At 57.5% G+C, this 20,232-nt stretch carries 22 protein-coding genes, 1 tRNA gene and 2 pseudogenes; 21 read left to right on the top strand and 4 right to left on the bottom strand.

Annotated elements, in window-relative coordinates; all coding sequences use genetic code 11:
* Positions 1-137: 137 nt before the first annotated feature.
* The gene (locus BLS87_RS11855) at positions 138-1,460 is read right to left on the bottom strand and encodes an OprD family porin (protein WP_074752680.1); all 1,323 of its coding nucleotides are present in this window, start codon (positions 1,458-1,460) and stop codon (positions 138-140) included.
* 1,001 nt (positions 1,461-2,461) lie between these two features.
* Here BLS87_RS11855 and BLS87_RS11850 point away from each other — a divergent pair.
* Together BLS87_RS11850 and BLS87_RS11845 are read left to right on the top strand one after the other, a co-directional pair.
* Positions 2,462-2,893, top strand: a complete 432-nt coding sequence (locus BLS87_RS11850) for an HIT family protein (protein WP_074752679.1) — start codon at positions 2,462-2,464, stop codon at positions 2,891-2,893.
* Positions 2,890-3,096, top strand: a complete 207-nt coding sequence (locus BLS87_RS11845) for a SlyX family protein (RefSeq protein WP_074752678.1) — start codon at positions 2,890-2,892, stop codon at positions 3,094-3,096. Before BLS87_RS11850 ends, BLS87_RS11845 begins: the two co-directional genes overlap by 4 nt.
* Before the next feature lie 57 nt (positions 3,097-3,153).
* Here BLS87_RS11845 and BLS87_RS35200 read toward each other — a convergent pair whose 3' ends face one another.
* Entirely contained in the window at positions 3,154-3,351 is a 198-nt protein-coding gene (locus BLS87_RS35200; protein WP_238591726.1) for a cold shock domain-containing protein, read from the bottom strand.
* Positions 3,352-3,483: 132 nt separating this feature from the next.
* Positions 3,484-3,759 (bottom strand): annotated as a pseudogene (locus BLS87_RS35195) (cold shock domain-containing protein membrane protein); the annotation flags it as partial.
* Between the two features lie 461 nt (positions 3,760-4,220).
* Here BLS87_RS35195 and BLS87_RS11835 point away from each other — a divergent pair.
* The 17 genes from BLS87_RS11835 (at position 4,221) to BLS87_RS11755 (ending at position 17,973) form a co-directional block, all read left to right on the top strand.
* Positions 4,221-4,694 carry a Dps family protein gene (locus BLS87_RS11835; RefSeq protein ID WP_074752676.1) on the top strand — a complete coding sequence of 158 codons (474 nt, stop codon included), beginning with the start codon at positions 4,221-4,223 and terminating at the stop codon, positions 4,692-4,694.
* A gap of 374 nt (positions 4,695-5,068) precedes the next feature.
* Entirely contained in the window at positions 5,069-5,410 is a 342-nt protein-coding gene (locus tag BLS87_RS11830; protein ID WP_074752675.1) for a ribbon-helix-helix domain-containing protein, read from the top strand.
* 288 nt (positions 5,411-5,698) lie between these two features.
* Positions 5,699-7,474 carry an aspartate--tRNA ligase gene (gene aspS, locus BLS87_RS11825; protein WP_074752674.1) on the top strand — a complete coding sequence of 592 codons (1,776 nt, stop codon included), beginning with the start codon at positions 5,699-5,701 and terminating at the stop codon, positions 7,472-7,474.
* Between the two features lie 130 nt (positions 7,475-7,604).
* Positions 7,605-8,351 (top strand): YebC/PmpR family DNA-binding transcriptional regulator, encoded by a 747-nt coding sequence (locus tag BLS87_RS11820; protein WP_074752673.1) that lies wholly within the window; start codon positions 7,605-7,607, stop codon positions 8,349-8,351.
* Between the two features lie 126 nt (positions 8,352-8,477).
* Positions 8,478-9,002 carry a crossover junction endodeoxyribonuclease RuvC gene (ruvC, locus tag BLS87_RS11815; RefSeq protein ID WP_074752867.1) on the top strand — a complete coding sequence of 175 codons (525 nt, stop codon included), beginning with the start codon at positions 8,478-8,480 and terminating at the stop codon, positions 9,000-9,002.
* Between the two features lie 114 nt (positions 9,003-9,116).
* Entirely contained in the window at positions 9,117-9,725 is a 609-nt protein-coding gene (gene ruvA, locus BLS87_RS11810) for a Holliday junction branch migration protein RuvA (protein WP_074752672.1), read from the top strand.
* Positions 9,726-10,781, top strand: coding sequence for a Holliday junction branch migration DNA helicase RuvB (gene ruvB, locus BLS87_RS11805; protein WP_074752671.1), 1,056 nt, complete (start codon positions 9,726-9,728; stop codon positions 10,779-10,781).
* A gap of 138 nt (positions 10,782-10,919) precedes the next feature.
* Complete coding sequence (ybgC, locus tag BLS87_RS11800) at positions 10,920-11,390, top strand: tol-pal system-associated acyl-CoA thioesterase (RefSeq protein WP_074752670.1); 471 nt, start codon at positions 10,920-10,922, stop codon at positions 11,388-11,390.
* The gene (gene tolQ / locus BLS87_RS11795; RefSeq protein WP_074752669.1) at positions 11,380-12,075 is read left to right on the top strand and encodes a protein TolQ; all 696 of its coding nucleotides are present in this window, start codon (positions 11,380-11,382) and stop codon (positions 12,073-12,075) included. The genes ybgC and tolQ overlap by 11 nt, the downstream gene beginning before the upstream one ends.
* A gap of 14 nt (positions 12,076-12,089) precedes the next feature.
* A complete protein-coding gene (tolR, locus tag BLS87_RS11790) occupies positions 12,090-12,554 on the top strand; it encodes a protein TolR (protein ID WP_062382730.1) in 465 nt (154 codons plus the stop codon).
* Positions 12,554-13,624 (top strand): cell envelope integrity protein TolA, encoded by a 1,071-nt coding sequence (tolA, locus tag BLS87_RS11785; RefSeq protein WP_074752668.1) that lies wholly within the window; start codon positions 12,554-12,556, stop codon positions 13,622-13,624. The genes tolR and tolA overlap by 1 nt, the downstream gene beginning before the upstream one ends.
* Positions 13,621-14,922 carry a Tol-Pal system beta propeller repeat protein TolB gene (tolB, locus tag BLS87_RS11780; RefSeq protein ID WP_074752667.1) on the top strand — a complete coding sequence of 434 codons (1,302 nt, stop codon included), beginning with the start codon at positions 13,621-13,623 and terminating at the stop codon, positions 14,920-14,922. Before tolA ends, tolB begins: the two co-directional genes overlap by 4 nt.
* A 52-nt stretch (positions 14,923-14,974) precedes the next feature.
* On the top strand, positions 14,975-15,475 hold the full coding sequence (gene pal / locus BLS87_RS11775; RefSeq protein WP_074752666.1) for a peptidoglycan-associated lipoprotein Pal: 501 nt from the start codon (positions 14,975-14,977) through the stop codon (positions 15,473-15,475).
* A 6-nt stretch (positions 15,476-15,481) separates the two neighbouring features.
* Positions 15,482-16,315: a tol-pal system protein YbgF gene (gene ybgF, locus BLS87_RS11770; protein ID WP_074752665.1), complete on the top strand. Its 834-nt coding sequence runs from the start codon at positions 15,482-15,484 to the stop codon at positions 16,313-16,315.
* A gap of 179 nt (positions 16,316-16,494) precedes the next feature.
* The gene (gene queE / locus BLS87_RS11765; RefSeq protein ID WP_074752664.1) at positions 16,495-17,142 is read left to right on the top strand and encodes a 7-carboxy-7-deazaguanine synthase QueE; all 648 of its coding nucleotides are present in this window, start codon (positions 16,495-16,497) and stop codon (positions 17,140-17,142) included.
* A gap of 16 nt (positions 17,143-17,158) precedes the next feature.
* A complete protein-coding gene (queC, locus tag BLS87_RS11760) occupies positions 17,159-17,833 on the top strand; it encodes a 7-cyano-7-deazaguanine synthase QueC (protein WP_167362056.1) in 675 nt (224 codons plus the stop codon).
* Between the two features lie 64 nt (positions 17,834-17,897).
* Positions 17,898-17,973: transfer RNA gene (locus tag BLS87_RS11755), tRNA-Lys, on the top strand.
* Between the two features lie 73 nt (positions 17,974-18,046).
* Here BLS87_RS11755 and BLS87_RS11750 read toward each other — a convergent pair.
* Positions 18,047-18,412: a hypothetical protein gene (locus tag BLS87_RS11750; protein WP_244165829.1), complete on the bottom strand. Its 366-nt coding sequence runs from the start codon at positions 18,410-18,412 to the stop codon at positions 18,047-18,049.
* On the opposite strand from BLS87_RS11750, the pseudogene BLS87_RS11745 reads away from it, so the two are divergent.
* A pseudogene (locus BLS87_RS11745) lies at positions 18,393-18,878 on the top strand (O-methyltransferase); the annotation flags it as partial. The gene BLS87_RS11750 and the pseudogene BLS87_RS11745 overlap by 20 nt on opposite strands.
* Before the next feature lie 257 nt (positions 18,879-19,135).
* The gene (gene nadA / locus BLS87_RS11740) at positions 19,136-20,194 is read left to right on the top strand and encodes a quinolinate synthase NadA (RefSeq protein WP_074752660.1); all 1,059 of its coding nucleotides are present in this window, start codon (positions 19,136-19,138) and stop codon (positions 20,192-20,194) included.
* Positions 20,195-20,232: the final 38 nt, after the last annotated feature.

The following is a 20,232-nucleotide window of genomic DNA, read 5'->3' as shown; positions in this document are numbered from 1 at the left end:
ACCTGGCATTGTACGGTGGTGATACGGTCGAGTACAGGGCGGACGGGGTTCGCAGCGCAAGGGATTGGCAGAGTTGCAGGCATGAAAAAGCCCGGCACAAGGCCGGGCTTTTCTATAACGAGTGTCAGACTGTTCGATTACAAGACCGAAATCGGGTAGTCGACGATCAGACGGAACTCGTTGATATCGCCTTCGCCCTCGTCGGTGTTGGCACGGTGCCAAGCTTGACGGATGCGGAACGACAGGTCTTTGGCCGGGCCAGTTTGAACGACGTATTTGCTCTCGAAGTCGATTTCGTGGTGGCTACCGTCAGCACCGTACAGACCGGCGTAGGTGCTGTTCGCTGGAGTGTTAGTACCATCGATATTGGTGCCGCTGACATAACGAGTCATGAAACTCAAGCCAGGTACACCATACGGCGCCATGTTCAGGTCGTAACGACCTTGCCACGACCGCTCACCCGGGGCGTTAAAGTCGGAGTATTGAATCGAGTTCGCCAGGAAGATCGAGTCGCCACCGCGGTTGTTGTCGCCGATACCGATGTAGTCGAACGGTGTATCACCGTTAACTTTCTGGAATGCCAGAGTCAGGGTATGGGCGGCCAGGAACGAGTAGGCTGCAGAAAGCGAGTAGGTGTTGTTGCTGATATCGCCTGCTTTCTTGCTGCCAGTGTCCTGGGTGTTGTAGTAGTTGAAGTCGAAGGCCAGGGACTGGTCATCGGTCAACGGCAGTGCGTAGTTCACGTTGCCGTAGTACTGGTTCCACACGTCTTCCAGTTTGTTGTAGTAGAAACCAACACCCAGGTTGTCGGTGATCGAGTACTTACCGCCACCGTAGGTGGACGACTTGGAGGTCACGCCCGCGTAGGTTGCCCAGATGTCGCCGTCACGGTTGGTTTCATCCTGGCTGGTACCCGACGTGAAGCGACCCGCTTCAACGTCCAGACCTTTGATCTCGCTGCTCTGCAAGGTCACGCCGGTCGCCGTTTGTGGCAACAGGCGGGAGCCGCCGACTGCAAAGACCGGGTTCTGCGGCTGCATGTCGCCGATTTTCAGTTCGGTTTTCGAAACGCGGAATTTAACAGCGCCACCGGCTTTGCCGAAGCTGTCTTCGTTTTTGCCGTTGCTGTCGGTGACCAGGTTGCCCGAACCGGAATATTTGTCGGAGCCGTCCAGTTTGAAGCCGGCATAGCCGAACGCATCAACGCCCACACCGATCAGACCTTGGGTGTAACCGGAGCTGTAGTTAGCCCAGAAACCTTGAGTCCAGTCTTTGTCGTCTACGGCAGTGTTCTTTTTGTCGCGGTTGAAATAGTAGTTGCGGGCTTTGACGTCCAGCTTGCTACCTTCAACAAAACCAGTTGCTTCGGACTGATCGCTTACGAATGCCGCAGCCGATGCCAATTGGGTACTGGCCGCAGTAACTGCCAGGGCGATTGCGCTCCACTTCATCACTCTCATCGTGACTTTGCTCCTTTGGTTTTAAGAAGAGTACTGCCGTCCACCTGTTTTTTTATCTGGGCGGCTCTTTCTTTTTGGTGTCGGCGAAACTTATAGCACGCTGACATTATTGGCGATAGTTACGAACCTATCCTTTCAATTTCTTTACGGCCATGTCGCAAATCAGCGCTGTCCATGTCGCTGCTGAACAGCTCCTTATCTACAGACGTACAACTACCGCAGTACTTTTCGACCGTCGGGGTCCGATCCGCAGTGATCGGGTCCCCGTCATTCCGAACGCCCCCACGCGCTTGCTCGCCGTTTTTCTCTTTGACCGCTGCTCAGGTCTTCGACCCGTGCTGTCCAATCCTGTGTGTGACAAAGCAACAACCGTGCACAAAGTTCCCACCTACGTGAAAAAAATGTGGTTCGGCGCCTAAATACTTTCATTTGTACGCCTAAATCATTGTTTTTAAAGAGTAAAAAAATTTCAGAAAAATGCTTTGCGATGGCTGTGGGAATGAGGTTAACCCCTAAAAATGTCACTGGCGTTACCTGTTACCGCGAGCAAGTGGGTAAATCGCGGATAGGTGTTGCAGTTTATGTGTCGGGAGTGAGTCGTTTTGGTGCGCAGAGGTGCCATGTCGCCTGAATTTGGTACGACTGTGCCGCTTCCGCAGGCGAGGTTGACCTGAGAGTCAGCGAGTGGATGACCCAAACATGCTGAATACCTTGATTCCCACGGTCTGTAGCCGGGTTCGCAACGCAGAGATGTTGTCCGGAGGTGCTTGATCGTCTGCGTCATGTCAGTGCGGGCACGATTTGCCTGAGCTGCGCTGGTGCGCCTGGAGCTTTTTATCTGGAGTGACTCCAGGCCAACAGCGTATGGGCAGAATGTTCGCAAAAAAGGAGTGGCGGGGTGATTCATCGTGTATTCCCGAGTATCCTGCTCGGTATTAAAGACAATGAGTTTCGACGGTTCAATATGTCGAAAACCTAACCCGGCGATCAGGAGTTATTGCGTGTTCGTTTTGGATCCGCGTTTGTTACAGGACACTTTACCAGTCGGCGATTTCCCGCTGTCTCGTCTTTTATTGTCGAATGACTCGCAATACCCCTGGTTCATTCTGGTGCCGCGCCGGGCGGAAATAAGCGAAATATTCCAGTTGCCCGACGCTGAGCAAACGCAACTGTGGAAGGAGGCAACTGCTCTGTCCAAGGCGCTTAGCCAGTTGTTTCAAGCGGACAAGATGAATGTCGGGGCTTTGGGTAACGTGGTGAGCCAGCTGCATATGCATGTCATTGTCCGTTACAGACACGACATTGCCTGGCCAGCGCCCGTCTGGGGCAAGCATCCGGCAGTGCCGTATTCGTCGGAGCAAGTGGCGGACATCCTCGCGCGTCTGAAGACGGTGCTGACAGAAGATTTCACGTTTACGGAAGCGCAGCCATGAACCTTGACGAGCGGGTAATGGAGTTGGAGAGCCGGCTGGCTTTTCAGGACGACACCATTCAGGCACTCAACGATGTCCTGGTCGCGCAGCAGCGCAGCCTGGAGCGCATGCAGTTGCAGATGGCGGCGTTGATCAAGCGTCAGGAAGAGATGGGTGGGCAGTTCGAAGCATTCGAAGAAGACGCGCCGCCACCTCATTATTAAGTGTCGGCTGGCATAAAAAAACCGCGCCCTTGAGCGCGGTTTTTTTTGAGGCAACGTTTAGCGACGTGGCAGTGCGGCGATCACGTCCTCGGCCTGCAGGCCTTTGTCACGGTTCATGACGGAGAACTCGACACGCTGACCTTCGACAAGCACACGATGGCCTTCGCCGCGAATGGCGCGGAAGTGCACAAAAATATCGTCGCCTGAGTCGCGCGAGATGAAGCCGAAGCCCTTGGAGGTGTTGAACCACTTCACGGTACCGGTATCACGGTTGCCGAGCTCATGGGGTTGCGCGACGGGAGAAGGAGACGACTTGTAGAAGCTGACGGCGAGGTGGATTGCCACAGCGACCACGACCGCCAGCAGGCTCACCAGAACAGCCGGCTGGCCAGCGATGGTTTCAAGCGGGACGAGCAGCGTAAGAATTTGAAGAACGACGGCCAGTACCAGCAACACACTGACCAGATTCTGCAGTTGGTGACGCGGACCTTTGTTCCAGTAAGGGATCACTGGCGCAAGCACCAGGTTGATAAGGCCAAAGAATGCCAGGTACAGCGCATCCGGTTGAGACAGGTAGGAAGACAGCGCTTCACTACGCAGGCTGGGTATGAATGAGAGCAGCAGGGCAGCTGCGCCCGTTAGCAGGTGGACTATTTTCAACATTTTGATAACTCACATTTAAGATGGATCACGAGGAAATAGCTGGCAGCGTTCGGTACGCTTCTGAAAAAAGGGAGGCGTAATACACGAGCGCGGGTCCAGCCTATGCGCTACAGCCTGTTGGCACGTCAGTAGCGACACATCTGTATTTAACAGCAAAGGCGAGAGCTACTCAAATCAAGCGCTTAGGGCGACTGATCACAGGGGATGCTGGCAATTTGTCCACTGTTTACGGGGTGTCGCTAAAGCCACGTTCCAGAGCCGTCATGGCGACAAACACGTATTTTCAAGGCGTGTGATGTTTACCAAGGCGTCCTTTGCCTGATGTTTAGTTGGGCAAGCGACTGCTCCGGCTCGTGTTCGCGTGCAGGTGTCATACCCTCAGATGGCTGCGCGGGCGTCCGTGTCTTGATAGAGTGCTGATAGCTAATTGGAAAAAAACCATCATATAAAGAGGGCAACGCATGGCAATCGATATCGGTATCAGCGAAGAAGATCGCAAGTCCATCGTGGAGGGTCTTTCCCGTCTGCTGGCAGATACCTATGTGCTGTATCTGAAAACCCATAATTTTCACTGGAACGTCACCGGGCCGATGTTTCGTACCTTGCACCTGATGTTCGAGGAGCAATACAACGAACTGGCGCTGGCCGTGGACTCTATCGCCGAGCGGATCCGTGCACTGGGCTTCCCGGCTCCAGGCACCTACTCGACGTATGCACGCCTTTCCTCAATTAAAGAGGAGGAGGGTGTTCCCTCGGCTGAGGACATGATCCGTTCGCTGGTGCAGGGCCAGGAAGCTGTCACGCGAACTGCCCGCGGTATTTTCCCACTGCTGGACAAGGTCAGCGATGAGCCTACAGCCGACTTGCTGACGCAGCGCATGCAGGTCCACGAAAAGACTGCATGGATGCTCCGTGCGATGCTCGAAGGCAAGTAATGCCTTGGGTGAGCGGCATGCATTGCCGCTCACTGAACCGCTTGAGTTCGAGACGCGCAGGCGGATTTACAGGCGCAAACGCAATGCTCAAAGCGCGAATACTGCAGTCCTGGGCTCGTGTTGAGTTGATACTTTTTTTGGCTGCGCCGTGTGCGTTTACTGGCAAAAATATACATATATAACGCCATTTTTTTATTTTGGATTTTTCGGGTCATGATTCTCGAAATTCCCCCTTTTACTGTGGTGATGTCCTACGCCATCTGAGTATGGGTTCTACTGGTTAACCCCCCGTGAATAGGGCTTGATAGACGTGTTGTTGATTTGATTTCAAACATTTCTATGGCCGTATTCGTCACTGCGTCAAAGGGGGTTAAATGAGTCAAGATGCTGCACGGGAAATCAAGGAAGCTCATCGATGTTTTAAGATTCAGCACGATCCATTCATCGAAAGCTTCAACATGAACCTCGCGCAGCCTCAAGCGCGTTCGGTCAGGCTTAACGGGCTGGCCACATGCCTGAGGCTGGAGGAGGTTTACTGGGGCATTCTGTCCGAGATTGCACGCTGTAACAGTTGCTCCATCAATGCCGTATTGTCTTACATCGATCGGGAAGTTCACCTGCGCTACGGCGGGGTAAAGAACTTCAGTGGTCTGATTCGCGTAGTGTGTGTCGCGCATCTGTTGAAAGCCCAAGGCTTCCAGCTGTCGCCTGTCTGAATCCGGATCAGTCCGGCAACATCTCTTTTTGCGGGTGCGCCCTCGGCGGGCCCGCCTTCGGTAACGGTTACCCGGCAGCGAGACACGTTCGTGCCGGGTGACTTCTTTACGCGTATCGCCCGACGCGGCTGCACAGCCTTGATTAACCCTATATAATCCCCCGCCTTACTATGGAAGGCAGGGACTGACCGTCGGGTTGAACTGCATGCCAAGGCTCCTGCACCATTGCGCACTGGCGACGGGCGAGAGCTCCACCGAATTCGAATTACGAGAAGTGAACACACGATCATGATGCGCAGCCATTATTGCGGCCAACTGAACGAAAGCCTGGAAGGTCAGGAAATTACCCTTTGCGGATGGGTCCACCGCCGTCGCGACCACGGGGGTGTGATTTTCCTCGACATACGCGATCGTGAAGGTTTGGCTCAAGTGGTCTTCGATCCGGATCGTGCTGACACCTTTGCAATCGCCGACCGTGTTCGCAGCGAGTACGTGGTCAAGTTGACCGGCAAGGTCCGTGCGCGTCCCGCCGGTGCGGTCAACCCGAACATGGCCTCCGGTGCCATCGAAGTGCTGGGTTACGAGCTGGAAGTCCTGAACGAATCAGAGACGCCACCGTTCCCGCTCAATGAATACTCGGACGTCGGCGAAGAAACCCGCCTGCGTTATCGCTTCATTGACCTGCGTCGTCCCGAGATGGCCGAGAAGCTGCGTCTGCGCTCGCGCATCACGTCCAGCATCCGTGGCTTCCTGGACGGTAACGGGTTCCTCGACGTCGAGACGCCAATCCTGACTCGCGCCACCCCCGAGGGTGCCCGCGATTACCTGGTCCCGAGCCGTACCCACGCCGGCAGCTTCTTTGCCTTGCCGCAATCGCCTCAGCTGTTCAAGCAACTGTTGATGGTCGCGGGCTTCGACCGTTACTACCAGATCGCCAAATGCTTCCGCGACGAAGACCTGCGTGCCGACCGTCAGCCTGAGTTCACTCAGATCGACATCGAGACCAGCTTCCTCAATGAAGCTGACATCATGGGTCTCACCGAGAGCATGATTCGCAAGCTGTTCAAGGAAGTGCTGGATCTGGAATTCGGCGATTTCCCGCACATGACCTTCGAAGAAGCCATGCGCCGCTACGGCTCCGACAAGCCTGACCTGCGTAACCCGCTGGAGCTGGTGGACGTTGCCGATCAGCTCAAGGACGTCGAATTCAAGGTTTTCAGCGGCCCGGCCAATGATCCGAAATGCCGTGTGACCGCCCTGCGTGTCCCGGGCGGTGCGAATATGCCGCGCAGCAAGATCGACGATTACACCAAGTTCGTCGGCATCTACGGTGCGAAGGGTCTGGCCTACATCAAGGTCAACGAGCGCGCCAAGGGCGTCGAAGGCCTGCAGTCGCCAATCGTCAAGAACATCCCGGAAGCCAATCTGAACGTGATCCTGGATCGCGTCGGTGCGGTTGACGGCGACATCGTGTTCTTCGGTGCCGACAAGTTCAAAGTCGTCAGCGAAGCGCTGGGTGCCTTGCGTATCAAGCTGGGTCACGACCTCAACCTGCTCACCTGTGAGTGGGCGCCGATGTGGGTCGTTGACTTCCCGATGTTCGAAGAGAACGACGACGGCAGCTTCACGGCGCTGCACCACCCGTTCACTGCGCCCAAGTGCTCGCCGGAAGAACTGGCAGCCAACCCTTCGACCGCACTGTCCCGTGCCTACGACATGGTATTGAACGGTACCGAACTGGGTGGCGGTTCGATCCGTATTCATCGCAAGGAAATGCAGCAAGCGGTCTTCCGTCTGCTGGGTATTGCCGAAGACGAACAGCAAGAGAAGTTCGGCTTCCTGCTCGACGCGCTGAAATACGGTGCACCACCGCACGGTGGTCTGGCGTTCGGTCTGGACCGTCTGGTCATGCTGATGACCGGCGCTCAGTCGATTCGTGAAGTCATCGCCTTCCCGAAAACCCAGAGTGCCGCCGACGTCATGACTCAGGCGCCTGGCCTGGTCGACGCCAAGCAGCTGCGTGAATTGCACATCCGCCTGCGCGAAACGCCGAAGGCTGAGTAACGACGGAGCGGGGCGAGTCGTTTCGACGATTCGCTCCGGTTCCCGGCCCGAGAGGGCAAGATTCGAGTAAAGCGTCCTCGTTCGAGTGATCGGATTGAGGACGTGTGTGTTTCAAGGTTTGGAGCGTGTTATGGCTGGTCATTCCAAGTGGGCGAACATCAAGCACCGCAAAGAGCGTCAGGATGCCAAGAAAGGCAAGATTTTCACCAAGTGGATTCGTGAACTGACGGTTGCGGCCCGTCAGGGTGGTGGCGATCCGGCTTCTAACCCGCGCTTGCGTCTGGCTCAAGACAAGGCGCTGGGCGCCAACATGAGCCGCGACATCATCGACCGGGCTATCGCTCGGGGCGCAGGCGCCGCCGATGCCGACGATATGGTTGAGCTGGGTTATGAAGGCTATGGCCCGGGCGGTGTGGCGGTCATGGTTGAAACCATGACCGATAACCGCAACCGTACGGCGGCGGCTGTGCGTCACGCCTTCAGCAAGTGCGGCGGCAATCTGGGCACTGACGGCTCGGTGTCGTATCTGTTCGAACGTAAAGGCCAGATTTCATTTGCGCCGGGCGTCGATGAGGATGCGTTGATGGAAGCGGCAATGGAAGCCGATGCCGACGACGTTGTGACCCATGAAGACGGTTCGATTGACGTATTCACCTCGTTCGCCGGTTTCTACGCTGTGCGAAACGCGCTGGAAGCGGCGGGTTTCAAGGCCGCTGACGCGGAAATCGTGATGCAGCCGACGACCAGTGCGGTGCTGGATCTTGAAATGGCGGAAAAGGTGCTCAAGCTGATCGACATGCTCGAGGACCTGGATGACGTGCAAAACGTTTATTCCAACGCAGACATTCCGGATGAGGTGATGGAGCAGCTTGGCTGATCACAACCCTTGTCTGGACCTGAGGCCGGAGGCACGAAGCGCTGATTCGATCATCGCTATCGGCCTCCGGCTTCTGCCTTTATGCTGCGTGCAATTGTGCGCATCACTTCTCAAGCTGCAGGCGTTATGACTCTTATTCTAGGTATCGACCCCGGTTCGCGAATCACCGGCTACGGCGTGGTACGTGACACTGGGCGCGGCTGCGAATACGTGGCTTCAGGTTGTATCCGCACCGGCAGTGGTTTGTTGCATGAGCGGTTGCAGATCGTTTATCGCGGAGTGCGTGAGGTGATTCAGACGTACGGACCGGTGACCATGGGCATTGAGAAGGTGTTCATGGCTCGCAACGCCGATTCGGCACTCAAACTCGGTCAGGCGCGGGGCGCTGCCATTGTCGCCGGGGCCGAGGAGGGGCTGGAGATTGCCGAGTACACCGCCACGCAGGTCAAACAGGCGGTCGCCGGTACGGGCGGGGCGACCAAGGATCAAGTCATGATGATGGTCATGCATTTGCTCAAACTCACACAAAAACCGCAGATTGACGCCTCGGACGCATTGGCAATTGCGTTGTGCCATGCTCATACGCGCTCCAGCCTGATCCCTCATGGTCTGAATACGGCGCGCAGTCGTGGTGGTCGCCTGCGTCTCTGATAGCATCATCCGCTTATAAATTTTCACTTGCAGCTCGTGTGAGTCCTGCAACCATGGCGACCAGGGTTCAGCCCGGTCCATCGCAGCGACGGGCTACTGGAAAGGATCTGATACGTGATTGGACGTTTACGTGGTGCGTTGGTCGAGAAGCAACCGCCGCACCTGGTGCTGGATGTGAATGGTGTGGGCTATGAGATCGAAGTCCCCATGACCACGCTGTATCGCTTGCCCCATCTGGGCGAGACGGTGACGTTGCACACCCATCTGGTGGTTCGTGAAGACGCGCACTTGCTGTTCGGCTTTTACGAGAAGCCCGATCGCGAAATGTTTCGTGAGCTGATCCGTCTCAACGGCGTCGGGCCCAAACTTGCGCTGGCATTGATGTCCACGCTGGAGGTCGATGAGTTGGTCCGCTGTGTTCAGGCGCAAGACACCTCCGCCCTGACGCGGGTGCCCGGCGTCGGCAAGAAGACGGCCGAGCGCCTGCTGGTCGAACTGAAAGACCGCTTCAAGGCGTGGGATGCGTTACCGGGTACGTTTGCGCTGGTGTCCGAAGGGCCGGGCGCGCCTGTTCAGGTTGCAACTGCCGAGTCGGATGCCATCAGTGCTTTGGTTTCGCTTGGCTACAAGCCGCAGGAAGCGAGTAAGGCGATAACCGCCATCAAAGACAAGAATCTAAGCAGTGAAGACCTGATTCGCCGCGCACTCAAGGGGATGATGTAAGTGATCGAAGCAGACCGGCTGATCGCCGCCACTGGCCGCGACCGAGACGAACAACTGGATCGTGCCATCCGGCCGTTGAGTCTCGCCGATTACATCGGTCAGCCGACGGTTCGCGAACAGATGGAGCTTTTCATTCAGGCGGCTCGCGGTCGCAACGAAGCGCTCGATCACACGCTGATCTTCGGCCCGCCAGGGCTGGGTAAAACCACGCTGGCCAACATCATTGCCCAGGAAATGTCGGTTTCGATCAAGAGCACCTCGGGACCTGTGCTCGAAAGGCCGGGGGATCTGGCGGCGATCCTGACCAACCTGGAGCCCCACGATGTGCTGTTCATCGACGAAATCCACCGTCTGTCGCCCATCGTCGAAGAGGTCCTGTACCCGGCCATGGAGGACTTCCAGCTCGACATCATGATCGGTGAAGGCCCGGCGGCGCGCTCCATCAAGCTCGATCTGCCTCCGTTTACGCTGGTGGGCGCAACCACCCGTGCCGGTATGCTCACCAACCCGCTGCGTGACCGCTTTGGTATTGTCCAGCGTCTTGAGTTCTATAGCACCGCGGACCTTGCCACGATCGTGTCGCGGTCAGCCGGTATTCTTGGCCTGCATATCGAAGACGAAGGCGCCTTCGAGATCGCTCGCCGCGCCCGAGGGACGCCTCGTATTGCCAACCGCCTGTTGCGGCGGGTCCGGGATTTCGCCGAGGTGCGAGCCCAGGGGCAGATCACCAAGGCCATCGCCGACCTGGCGTTGAACCTGCTGGATGTCGATGAGCGTGGTTTCGATCATCAGGACCGGCGCTTGCTGTTGACCATGATCGAGAAGTTCGATGGCGGTCCGGTCGGCGTAGACAACCTCGCAGCGGCGATCAGCGAGGAGCGCCATACGATCGAGGACGTACTGGAACCCTATTTGATCCAGCAAGGCTATATGATGCGCACACCTCGGGGGCGCATGGTCACGCGGCACGCGTATCTGCACTTCGGTTTGAACATCCCGTCCCGGATGGGCGAGCGGTCGATTCCGGATGAACCGGTCGGCGATGCTGATGAATAAAAGCAGCAGCGACCGATTTATTCGGGCGTTTGATGGTCAGACGGGCAGTCACGGCAATGTGATGGCCGCCTGACAGTGAAATTCGATGAAAAACAGTTGCCTGGCCGGATTGGCAACCTGAGGAGTAAGCACTAGAGTATGCGCGCGCAAAACGGGGCTCAGTCGTTCGCACATCGCTGTCGCGTTTATTACGAGGACACCGATGCCGGCGGCATCGTCTACTACGTCAATTACCTGAAATTCATGGAGCGGGCTCGGACCGAGCGGCTGCGGGAGTTGGGCTTCGCTCAATCCGCAATGGCCGGTGACGAGAACCTGTTGTTTGTCGTGCATTCGAGCGAGGCGCGGTATCACTCGCCGGCGCGCCTGGACGATGAGCTGCTGGTCAGCGCCGAAGTAACCGAATTGAACCGTGCCAGCCTGCGCTTTCTGCAACAGGTCAGGCGGGCCGCGGATGATGTACTGCTCTGCGAAGGGCAGTTTTTGGTGGCGTGTGTGCGCGCCGATAGTTTGAAACCCCGGGCCATTCCCGAAACTCTGCGCGCGGCCTTTGCCGGCCAGAGCGGCGCGGGTACACATTCAGAGCAGGAGATACAGCGTGGAAGCTAACGTCGTCGACCATTCCTCCATGTGGAGTTTGGTCAGCAATGCCAGCGTGGTCGTACAGTTGGTAATGCTGATCCTGGTGGCCGCATCGGTCACTTCGTGGATCATGATTTTTCAGCGCAGCGCCATGCTGCGTGCCGGGCGCCGTGCGCTGGACAGCTTCGAAGAGCGCTTCTGGTCGGGCATCGACCTGTCCAAGCTGTACCGTCAGGCGGGCAGCAACCCAGACCCTGATTCGGGCGTGGAGCAGATTTTTCGCGCAGGCTTCAAAGAGTTCTCGCGTCTGCGTCAGCAGCCGGGCGTTGATCCGGACGCCGTGATGGAAGGCGTTGCACGTGCCATGCGCGTCGCCATCTCCCGTGAAGAAGAGAAGCTGGAGCAAAGCTTGCCGTTCCTGGCCACCGTCGGTTCCACCAGCCCGTATGTCGGCCTGTTCGGCACCGTCTGGGGGATCATGAACTCCTTCCGTGGTCTGGCCACTGCGCAACAGGCCACACTGGCCACCGTCGCACCGGGTATCGCTGAAGCACTGATCGCGACCGCCATCGGTCTGTTCGCCGCAATCCCTGCAGTAATCGCCTACAACCGTTTCGCCGCCCGCGGCGAGAACCTGATCGGCCGTTACTACACATTCGCCGACGAATTCCAGGCCATCCTGCACCGTAAAGTGCACACCAGCGAAGACTAAGCAGGTATTTCCCAATGGCTTTAATCGCTCGCGGCCGACGCAGCAAACGCAAGCCGGTCGCCGAAATGAACGTGGTGCCTTACATCGACGTGATGCTGGTGCTGCTCGTCATCTTCATGGTGACGGCTCCAATGATTAACCAGGGCGTGAAAGTCGATCTGCCCAAGGTCTCCAGCGAGGCCTTGCCGCAGGACAACAACAATCAGGTCCTGACCATTTCGATCAAGGCTGACAAGACCTACTACTGGAACCTTGGCAGCGAAGTCGATACCGACAAACAGATGGACAAGGCCATGACCTTGCCACAGCTGACCAGCGCCGTGACCAAGATCATCGCCGCAGGTCGTGAAGCCGGCAAGCAGACCCAGGTCTTCATTCGTGGCGACAAAACCGTCGATTACGGTGCTGTAATGGGCACGATGGGCGGGTTGCAGAAGGCCGGAGTCGGGAACGTTGGTCTGATTACCGAGGCGCCCTGATGCAGCCGATTCGAGAGCCGTCAGCCTCGGAAAGCTACTTCTGGCCCTCAGTCTGGGCTGTGGCACTGCACGTCCTGATTTTTGGTCTGTTGTTCGTCAGCTTTGCGATGACGCCGGAGCTGCCTGAGTCGAAGCCGATCGTTCAGGCCACGCTCTATCAGTTGAAGTCGAAAAGTCAGGCGACGACCCAGACCAACCAGAAGCTTGCTGGCGAGGCAAAGAAATCCGCTGCGCGACAGACAGAAGTCGAGCAGATGGAGCAGAAAAAAGTTGAACAAGAGGCGATAAAGGCGGCGGAACAAAAGAAAGCCGATGCCGCTCAAAAAGCCGAAGAGCAAAAGGCCGAGGAAGCGAAGAAAGCAGAAGAGGCCAAGAAGGCCGACGATGCGAAGAAAGCCGAGGCCAAAAAAGCGGACGACGCGAAGAAAGCCGCAGAAGAGAAACAATTGGCTGATATAGCCAAGAAGAAAGCCGAAGACGACGCGAAGAAGAAAGCCGAGGAAGACGCCAAACGCGCGGCCGCCGAAGAAGCCAAGAAACAGGCTGCCGAGGACGCGAAGAAGCAGGCTGCTGAAGACGCGAAGAAAAAGGCCGCTGAGGACGCGAAGAAAAAAGCGTCTGAGGATGCCAAGAAAAAGGCTGCTGACGACGCGAAGAAGAAAGCCCAGGATGCTGCCCGTAAATCGGCGGAAGAGAAGAAGGCGCAGGCATTGGCCGACTTGCTTTCCGACAAGCCGGAACGCCAACAGGCGCTGGCCGATGAAAAGGGTGACGAAGTGGCTGGCAGCTTCGATGACTTGATTCGCTCGCGGGCTGCAGAAGGTTGGGCACGCCCACCGTCCGCGCGCAAAGGCATGACAGTCGTGTTGCAGATCGGCATGTTGCCGGACGGTACGGTTTCTTCGGTGACCGTGGCCAAGTCCAGTGGCGATGGTCCTTTCGACAGTTCGGCAGTAGCAGCGGTCAAGAATATTGGTCGTTTGACAGAGATGCAGGGTATGAAACCTTCGGATTTCGCACCTTACCGTTCATTCAAGATGACATTCACACCTGAGGACCTAGCCTTGTGATTAACCTTCTTCGAGGATTGCTTGTCGTTCTTTGTTGCGCAGCGGGTTTCGCCGCTGCCGACGAAAAGAACATTCTGGTCACCAGCGGCAGTGACCGCGCCACGCCGATCGCCATCGTGCCGTTTGGCCTGCAGGGTGGCAGCGTATTGCCAGAAGACATGGCTTCGATCATCAGCAATGACATGCTGAACTCGGGCTATTACTCGCCTATTCCAAAGGAAAACATGATCAGCCAGCCTAGCCAGGCCAGCGAAGTCATCTTCCGCGACTGGAAAGCGCTGGGTGCCCAGTACGTCATGGTCGGCAGCATCTCGCCGGCGGGTGGTCGTCTGCAGGTTCAGTACGCACTGTTCAACGTGGCGACCGAGCAGCAAGTGCTGACCGGTAACGTGTCGGGTACCACCGACCAGCTGCGCGACATGGCGCACTATATTGCCGACCAGTCGTTCGAGAAACTCACCGGCATCAAGGGTGCGTTTTCCACGCGTATCCTTTATGTCACCGCTGAGCGTTTCGCGGCCAATAACACGCGTTACACCTTGCAGCGTTCGGACTACGACGGTGCGCGCGCAGTGACCCTGTTGCAGTCCCGCGAGCCGATCCTTTCGCCGCGCTTCGCGCCGGATGGCAAGCGTATCGCGTACGTGTCGTTCGAGCAGAAGCGTCCGCGCATCTTCGTTCAGCACATCGACACCGGTCGTCGCGAGCAGATCACCAACTTCGAAGGCCTGAACGGCGCGCCTGCGTGGTCCCCGGACGGCAGCAAGCTGGCGATGGTTCTGTCCAAAGACGGCAACCCGGAAATTTATGTGATGAACCTGGCTTCGCGTCAGCTCTCGCGAGTCACTAATGATTCGTCCATCGATACGGAACCTTTTTTCGGTAAAGATGGCTCGACCATTTATTTCACTTCGGATCGTGGTGGTAAACCACAGATCTATAAAACGAGCATTAATGGTGGCGGCGCTGAACGAGTCACTTTCATTGGTAACTACAACGCCAACCCTAAGTTGTCGGCTGATGAAAAGACTCTGGTCATGATCCATCGTCAAGATGGCTTCACAAACTTCAAGGTAGCGGCTCAGGATTTGCAGCGCGGTAGCGTAAAAATCCTTACAGATAGCAACCTTGATGAGTCGCCTACTGTTGCGCCCAACGGCACCATGGTAATCTACGCCACCCGCCAGCAGGGCCGGGGAGTCTTGATGCTCGTGTCCATTAATGGACGCGTAAGGCTCCCGCTTCCTACCGCTCAAGGCGAAGTCAGAGAACCTTCCTGGTCCCCTTACCTGAACTGACGCGGCGCTTTACGTTTTACTTAACACACTGGGGTTCATTAGGAGTTTCACGATGGAAATGCTGAAGTTTGGTAAATTTGCTGCGCTGGCTCTGGCCATGGCTGTAGCTGTAGGTTGCTCGTCCAAAGGCGGCGACAATGCCGGTCAAGGCGCTGCTGTAGATCCAAACGCTGGTTATGGCGCAAACACTGGTGCCGTTGATGGCTCCCTGAGCGAAGAAGCTGCTCTGCGCGCAATCACCACTTTCTACTTCGAATACGACAGTTCTGACCTGAAACCAGAGGCCATGCGCGCTCTGGACGTTCACGCCAAGGACCTGAAAGCTAACGGCGCTCGCGTTGTTCTGGAAGGTAACACCGACGAACGCGGTACTCGCGAATACAACCTGGCACTGGGCGAGCGTCGTGCGAAAGCCGTTCAACGCTACCTGGTTCTGCAAGGCGTTTCGCCAGCTCAGCTGGAACTGGTTTCCTACGGTGAAGAGCGTCCAGTTGCTACCGGCAACGACGAGCAATCCTGGGCTCAAAACCGTCGCGTCGAACTGCGTAAGTAATTTGACATGCGAACGTGCCGCCGTGCTTTAACCGTTTTGGCTCTCACCCTTCCTCTTGCAGCGATGGGTGCGGTTCCTGTGGTCGATGACAACTCTGGCTCCGCTGGCAGCAGTTATCCGCCATCGGGTTATGGTACGGCGGGCGCCTACGCCGGAGGTGGGGTTACGACCCAACCTTCGGCGCAAGGTCAGCTGTTCATGCAGTTGCAACAAATGCAGGACGAAATTTCGCGCTTGCGCGGAATTGTCGAAGTCCAGCAGAACGATATCCAGCAAATGAAGCAAGAAGCGCTGGATCGTTACAAGGACCTCGATTCCCGCATCGGAGCTGGCGGCGCACCCGCTGCACCCGCTGCCAACAATTCTGCTTCCGACGGCGGCGTCAATGCCGGCGGAACACCCGTAGCACCTGCCGCCGGCGCAGCCGCCGGTCAGGCACCGCAAACCAGCAGCGAACCCGGTGATCCGGCGAAAGAGAAGCTCTATTACGACGCTGCTTTCGACTTGATCAAGGCCAAGGATTTCGACAAGGCCAGCCAGGCGTTCTCAGCGTTCTTGCGCAAGTACCCGAACAGCCAGTACGCAGGCAATGCCCAGTACTGGTTGGGCGAAGTGAATCTGGCCAAAGGCGACCTTCAAGGTGCTGGTCAGGCGTTTGCCAAAGTGAGCCAGTTGTACCCCAAGCATGCCAAGGTGCCTGACTCTCTCTATAAGCTGGCGGATGTCGAGCGTCGTCTCGGTCATACCGACAAGGTCAAAGGCATTCTGCAGCAAGTCGTCGCCCAGTACCCTGGTACGTCGGCGGCACAACTGGCTCAGCGCGACCTTCAGCGTCTGTGATGACCCGCTAGTTTGACCACCGATTCAAGAAAGCCGCGCGTTGCGCGGCTTTTTTCGTTAGAATCTCGCACCCGAAATTCCGGTATTGATTACGCTTCTGTGGATTCTGCGAGTGCAGGGTGTACGGAAGTGCCTGACGGAGGCGGATGGCCTGTTTAGCCGTTACGCCCGTGGCCCCTATGCAAGACACATTACGCATCACCGAAGTTTTCTACTCTTTGCAGGGTGAAACGCGCACGGCAGGCCTGCCTACCGTATTTGTGCGTCTCACCGGCTGCCCTCTGCGCTGTGGTTACTGCGACAGCGAATACGCCTTCACGGGCGGCACCCTTCAGACCCTCGATTCGCTCATGGAGCAGGTTGCCGGCTATCGTCCCCGCTATGTCTGCGTGACGGGCGGAGAACCTTTGGCTCAGCCAAACGCGATCCCGCTGCTCAAGCGCCTGTGTGATGCCGGGTATGAGGTCTCGCTGGAAACCAGCGGGGCGCTGGACATCTCGAAGGTCGATCCGCGCGTCAGTCGTGTGGTGGACCTGAAGACGCCGGGCTCTAAAGAAGTCACTCGCAACCGGTATGAAAATATCGACCTGCTGACCGCTAACGACCAGGTCAAGTTCGTGATCTGTTCGCGGGAAGACTACGACTGGGCGGTCTCGAAGATCATCCAGTACGGGCTTGATCGCCGCGCGGGCGAGGTGCTGTTTTCTCCCGTGCACCGCGATCTGAATGTCAGGGATCTGGCTGACTGGATCGTTGCTGACAATCTGCCGGTGCGGCTGCAGTTGCAGCTGCATAAAATTCTCTGGGACGACGAGCCGGGGCGCTGACATGAGTGAACAAACGATGACTGAGAAACGAGCGGTAATCCTGCTGTCGGGTGGTCTGGATTCCGCGACCGTGGTTGCCATGGCAAAAGCGGACGGTTTCGCCTGCTACACCATGAGTTTCGATTACGGCCAGCGCCATCGTGCCGAGCTTCAGGCTGCCGAGCGCGTGGCGAAAGATCTGGGTGTGGTCGAGCACAAGGTGATTGGCCTCAACCTGAATGGCATCGGTGGTTCGGCGTTGACTGACAGCAGCATCGCCGTGCCGGAAACCCCAGGTGAAGGTATCCCCGTCACTTACGTGCCTGCGCGCAATACCGTGTTTCTGTCACTGGCGCTGGGTTGGGCTGAGGTGCTGGGCGCGCGTGACATCTTTATCGGTGTGAACGCCGTTGATTACTCGGGTTATCCGGACTGCCGCCCCGAGTTCGTCGAGTCGTTCGAGCGCATGGCGAACCTGGCGACCAAGGCCGGTGTGGAGGGGCAGGGCTTCACGATTCAGGCGCCGCTGCAGATGCTCAGCAAGGCTGACATCGTCAAGGCGGGCACGCGTCTGGGCGTCGATTACGGTCTGACGGTTTCCTGCTATCAGGCTGACGATCAAGGCCGTGCGTGCGGGAAATGTGACAGCTGCCGACTGCGTGCAGAAGGCTTCTCGGCAGCGGGCGTAACGGACCCAACGCGTTATTTTTAATTTTATTTGCAATAAGGTGTTGAATTACTGAGAGAAAGCGGTAATATACGCGCCACCACGAAGCGGGTCGTTAGCTCAGTTGGTAGAGCAGTTGGCTTTTAACCAATTGGTCGTAGGTTCGAATCCCACACGACCCACCATCTTCAAAACCCGAGAGGTCCACGAAAGTGTGAATTCTCGGGTTTTTTTTTGCCCTGGATTCAGTGAATTCGCTCAGGCAATGCTGAGCCGTTCAAGGTAAGCGCAAAACATGTCGGCCATGGCGTTCGAGTAGTTCTCGATCTCGGCGGAGGTCCGAGGGTGCTCGGAAAACTCCTTGCCCACGGTGCTCAGCGTTGTCTTTATCAGCTCGGCTGCCTGGATTCTCGTCGTCTGCTGTGCCTCGGGCAGGACCTCCTCCATAAAACGTTGTATGGCGCGCTCGCCGGTCGCCTTGGCTTCCTGTGCCTCGGGCGCATGCCGATACAGCGGCGCTGCATCGTCGAGTGCGATTCGCATGTCGGCTTCCTCGCACTCGGAGCAGATGAAGGTGTGGACCAGGTCCCGTAGCCGCTTAAAGGGCGGCGTGTCGCGCGACACAGGCGCGCTGCTTTACATGCTGGCGTGCAGTTGCAAGGCACGCACCATCGTCGAGTTCGGCACATCGTTTGGGGTTTCCACGTTGCACTTGGCCGCAGCGCTGCGAGACAACGGCGGCGGTCTGCTGATTACCAGTGAATTCGAGTCGTCAAAAGTGGCGCAGGCCCGCAGCAATCTGATCGCTGGCGGCTTGCTGGACCTTGTGGAAATCCGTGAGGGCGATGCCCTGCTGACATTGGGCAAGGACCTTCCCGACAGCATCGACCTGGTCCTGCTCGACGGCGCCAAGGCCCTCTATCCCGAGATCCTGAACTTGCTGGAAAGCCGCCTGAAGCCTGGGGCGCTGATCGTTGCTGACAACGCCGACTACGCGCCTGAGTATCTGGCGCGTGTCCGTGCTGCGGAGCAGGGCTACATGTCCATCCCGTTCGCCGATGACGTCGAGCTGTCGATGCGGCTGGGGTGAAGAGGGCGGTCGGTAAGTGATCGCTCAACAGGTTACGTGATACATTCGCCGCCGCTTTGCGCGACCTCCCGCTGCTGTCCTCAAACGACTGCAATGCGGGAGGAAAGCGCGCCGCCAATACTATTCGCCGCACGCTCAACAAGGCGTGTGCAAGGCCGGAAACTTCATGACCGTGAGGGTTTCCCGCCTTGATTTGTTGCCTGTTGTTCAGGTGTAAACTCGACGTTCGCGCTTACGCGCATTCAGGTCCTGCGAACATGACACAGATTTCCGAACGCCTTCTGGTGCAGGCGCACCTAGACGCCAAGCAGCCCAAGCCACTGACACCGGAAGAAGAAGCCGAGTACCGCCGCCTGATCGCTGCCGAGCTGAAGGCTCAAGACGCCGTGCTCGTCGCCCACTATTACTGCGACCCGGTTATCCAGGCCCTGGCGGAAGAAACGGGCGGTTGTGTGGCGGATTCACTTGAGATGGCACGTTTCGGCAAGAACCATCCGGCGAAGACCGTGCTGGTGGCCGGGGTGCGTTTCATGGGCGAAACCGCAAAGATACTGACGCCTGAAAAACGCATTCTCATGCCGACCCTGGAGGCGACCTGCTCGCTGGATCTGGGTTGCGGTGTCGACGAGTTCACCGCGTTTTGCGATCAGCATCCCGAACGCACCGTGGTCGTCTACGCGAACACCTCGGCTGCCGTGAAGGCCCGTGCGGACTGGGTGGTGACCTCCAGCTGTGCGCTGGAAATCGTCGAGAGCCTGATGGACAACGGTGAGAAAATCATCTGGGCGCCGGACAAGCACCTCGGCCGCTACATTCAGCGGGAAACCGGCGCTGACATGCTGTTGTGGGACGGTGCCTGCATCGTGCACGAAGAATTCAAGTCGCGTCAGCTCGAAGACATGAAGGCGCTGTACCCGGACGCCGCGATCCTGGTGCATCCGGAGTCGCCGGAGTCGGTGATCGATCTGGCCGACGCGGTGGGCTCCACCAGCCAGTTGATCAAGGCGGCACAGACGCTGCCGAACACCACGTTTATCGTCGCCACCGACCGCGGCATCTTCTACAAGATGCAGCAGCTGTGCCCCGGCAAGGTTTTCATCGAAGCCCCCACGGCCGGTAACGGTGCGGCATGCCGCAGCTGTGCGCACTGCCCGTGGATGGCGATGAACACGCTGGCGCGCACGCTGCAGTGCTTGCGTGAAGGGACGAATGAGATTTTCGTCGATCCGGCGATCATCCCGCAGGCCGTTCGACCGCTGCAGCGGATGCTGGACTTCACGCAGGCCGCTCGCTTGAAGCTTTCAGGTAACGCCTAGTCAACAACTGCAGGAGCACGCCTGCCCGCGATAGCAGA

This window comes from Pseudomonas abietaniphila (assembly GCF_900100795.1).
GTDB lineage: Bacteria > Pseudomonadota > Gammaproteobacteria > Pseudomonadales > Pseudomonadaceae > Aquipseudomonas > Aquipseudomonas abietaniphila.
Note: the sequence above shows the minus strand (reverse complement) of the source record. Positions and strands in the feature narration are given on the sequence as shown.

Excerpts from the sequence above, each read along its gene's own strand:
- queC (WP_167362056.1), top strand. The coding sequence starts at position 17,159 with ATGACTGAGAAACGAGCGGTAATCCTGCTGTCGGGTGGTCTGGATTCC.
- ybgF (WP_074752665.1), top strand. The coding sequence starts at position 15,482 with ATGCGAACGTGCCGCCGTGCTTTAACCGTTTTGGCTCTCACCCTTCCT.
- queE (WP_074752664.1), top strand. The coding sequence starts at position 16,495 with ATGCAAGACACATTACGCATCACCGAAGTTTTCTACTCTTTGCAGGGT.
- ybgC (WP_074752670.1), top strand. The coding sequence starts at position 10,920 with ATGCGCGCGCAAAACGGGGCTCAGTCGTTCGCACATCGCTGTCGCGTT.
- BLS87_RS11820 (WP_074752673.1), top strand. The coding sequence starts at position 7,605 with ATGGCTGGTCATTCCAAGTGGGCGAACATCAAGCACCGCAAAGAGCGT.
- BLS87_RS11830 (WP_074752675.1), top strand. The coding sequence starts at position 5,069 with ATGAGTCAAGATGCTGCACGGGAAATCAAGGAAGCTCATCGATGTTTT.
- nadA (WP_074752660.1), top strand. The coding sequence starts at position 19,136 with ATGACACAGATTTCCGAACGCCTTCTGGTGCAGGCGCACCTAGACGCC.
- BLS87_RS11845 (WP_074752678.1), top strand. The coding sequence starts at position 2,890 with ATGAACCTTGACGAGCGGGTAATGGAGTTGGAGAGCCGGCTGGCTTTT.
- ruvC (WP_074752867.1), top strand. The coding sequence starts at position 8,478 with ATGACTCTTATTCTAGGTATCGACCCCGGTTCGCGAATCACCGGCTAC.
- tolR (WP_062382730.1), top strand. The coding sequence starts at position 12,090 with ATGGCTTTAATCGCTCGCGGCCGACGCAGCAAACGCAAGCCGGTCGCC.
- pal (WP_074752666.1), top strand. The coding sequence starts at position 14,975 with ATGGAAATGCTGAAGTTTGGTAAATTTGCTGCGCTGGCTCTGGCCATG.
- BLS87_RS11835 (WP_074752676.1), top strand. The coding sequence starts at position 4,221 with ATGGCAATCGATATCGGTATCAGCGAAGAAGATCGCAAGTCCATCGTG.
- tolA (WP_074752668.1), top strand. The coding sequence starts at position 12,554 with ATGCAGCCGATTCGAGAGCCGTCAGCCTCGGAAAGCTACTTCTGGCCC.
- aspS (WP_074752674.1), top strand. The coding sequence starts at position 5,699 with ATGATGCGCAGCCATTATTGCGGCCAACTGAACGAAAGCCTGGAAGGT.
- BLS87_RS11855 (WP_074752680.1), bottom strand. The coding sequence starts at position 1,460 with ATGAGAGTGATGAAGTGGAGCGCAATCGCCCTGGCAGTTACTGCGGCC.